Genomic DNA, 1,486 nt, shown 5'->3' on the forward strand with positions numbered 1-1,486 from the left:
GCCGTTGCGTGTCCCACACACGAGCTATTAAAAGTACAAAACTCCGCTGGAAAATTCCCAAGAATTTTCCAGATAGGCACAGACCCAGCAATGGCTTATACACGGTGTTGCCATTAGTACTTTTCCTTTCATTCTTAAAGGTCAAGCGATAATTTCAAACTTCCGCCCAATCCTTCTCTGATTATTCTCATCAAGGTCGAAAGTCGGATATCACTTGCATTATTCTCAATTCGTGAAATATAGTTTTTAGTTGTTCCAACTTTTTCAGCAAGTTGTTGTTGCGTTAAATGCTGTTTTTTTCTTGCCTCTTGAATTAAAGCACCAATTCTGAAAGTTTCAAATTCTTCTTCGAATTTTTCTCGGCTTTCTGTTCCTTCCTTGCCATATTTGTTGTTAATATGCTCTTTCCAACTTTTAGGATTTTCATTTGTTTTCATAATATTTCTTTTTTAACGCTTGCGCTTTTTTGATTTCGTTTTTGGGTGTTTTTTGAGTTTTTTTCTGAAATCCATTCAATAATAAGATTAGGTTTCCTTTGTCGAAGAAACAGAAAACCCTAAAGATATTGCTCCCTGTTTTGACACGTATTTCCCAAAGTCCGTCCGTTCCAGTCATATGGTCAAAGTACTGTTTCGGGACTATGTTTGTCCTTTCAATAAGTGAAATTGTCCAGTCGAACTTGTCCTGAACTTTCTGGTCAAGTTTGTTGTAAAAATCCCAAAAATGGTTTTCAAACGGGATTATTTCTCTTTCAAATTTGTCCAATGATGCTCATTTTTAATTATAAAGCGAAGTTACCTATAAAGGCAACATTCTCCAAATTAAATTCTATTTTTTATTTTGCAGACGGATTTTTTTGTATTAATGGCAACGTTTATGTGTACGAGCTGTTGCGTGTGACGGCACGAGCCATTCTGAACACAAAACTGCGCTGGAAAATCCGCGAGGATTTTCCAAATAATCACAGACCCAGCAATGGCTTGTACACGGTGTTGGCAAATCGGTTTATTATTTTTTCGTTTGGGTTTTAAGTCGGATGTATTATTGTTAAAAAAATCTAATTTAGTCAATTCAGTTTAAACTCCGTTATGGTTTTTTGTATTCTGTCTATTATTTTCTTTCCGGTCAGATTGCAATTAGAAGAGAAATATAAGTTTTCAGTTTTACACTTAAGGCATCAATAAAAAGATCAATTTTGTTCGATAGGGTTTTATAACTTGGAGTTGATTCAGAAGACTTGTCAAGCTTTTTAAATGTTTGTGGTTTTTGTTCTGTTTTCAGCCGAACTTTTGGTAATCACATAGATTCATCTTTTAAGCGGCTTAACATTGGTTTTCAAGGAAACAAAAACTATCTGTAACTGTGCTAAATTTGGTATTGTGTCTTCGCAGATTCCTTTTTAGTTTTCCTCCTTAAAAGTCCAAAAATTTTCGATGGATTTCCGCACTTCCTGGAGTTTTGGTCAACTGTTTGCCAACGTTTATGT

At 35.1% G+C, this 1,486-nt stretch carries 3 protein-coding genes; 1 reads left to right on the forward strand and 2 read right to left on the reverse strand.

The window, feature by feature from the left end; genetic code table 11:
* Positions 1-134: 134 nt before the first annotated feature.
* Together A9996_RS19330 and A9996_RS19335 are read right to left on the reverse strand one after the other, a co-directional pair.
* Positions 135-437: a helix-turn-helix domain-containing protein gene (locus A9996_RS19330; RefSeq protein WP_066438821.1), complete on the reverse strand. Its 303-nt coding sequence runs from the start codon at positions 435-437 to the stop codon at positions 135-137.
* Positions 424-765 (reverse strand): type II toxin-antitoxin system RelE/ParE family toxin, encoded by a 342-nt coding sequence (locus tag A9996_RS19335; protein ID WP_066438822.1) that lies wholly within the window; start codon positions 763-765, stop codon positions 424-426. Before A9996_RS19335 ends, A9996_RS19330 begins: the two co-directional genes overlap by 14 nt.
* On the opposite strand from A9996_RS19335, the gene A9996_RS19340 reads away from it, so the two are divergent.
* Positions 765-1,031, forward strand: coding sequence for a hypothetical protein (locus A9996_RS19340; RefSeq protein WP_066439186.1), 267 nt, complete (start codon positions 765-767; stop codon positions 1,029-1,031). The genes A9996_RS19335 and A9996_RS19340 overlap by 1 nt on opposite strands.
* Positions 1,032-1,486: the final 455 nt, after the last annotated feature.

This window comes from Gelidibacter algens (assembly GCF_001678675.1).
GTDB classification, from domain to species: domain Bacteria; phylum Bacteroidota; class Bacteroidia; order Flavobacteriales; family Flavobacteriaceae; genus Gelidibacter; species Gelidibacter algens.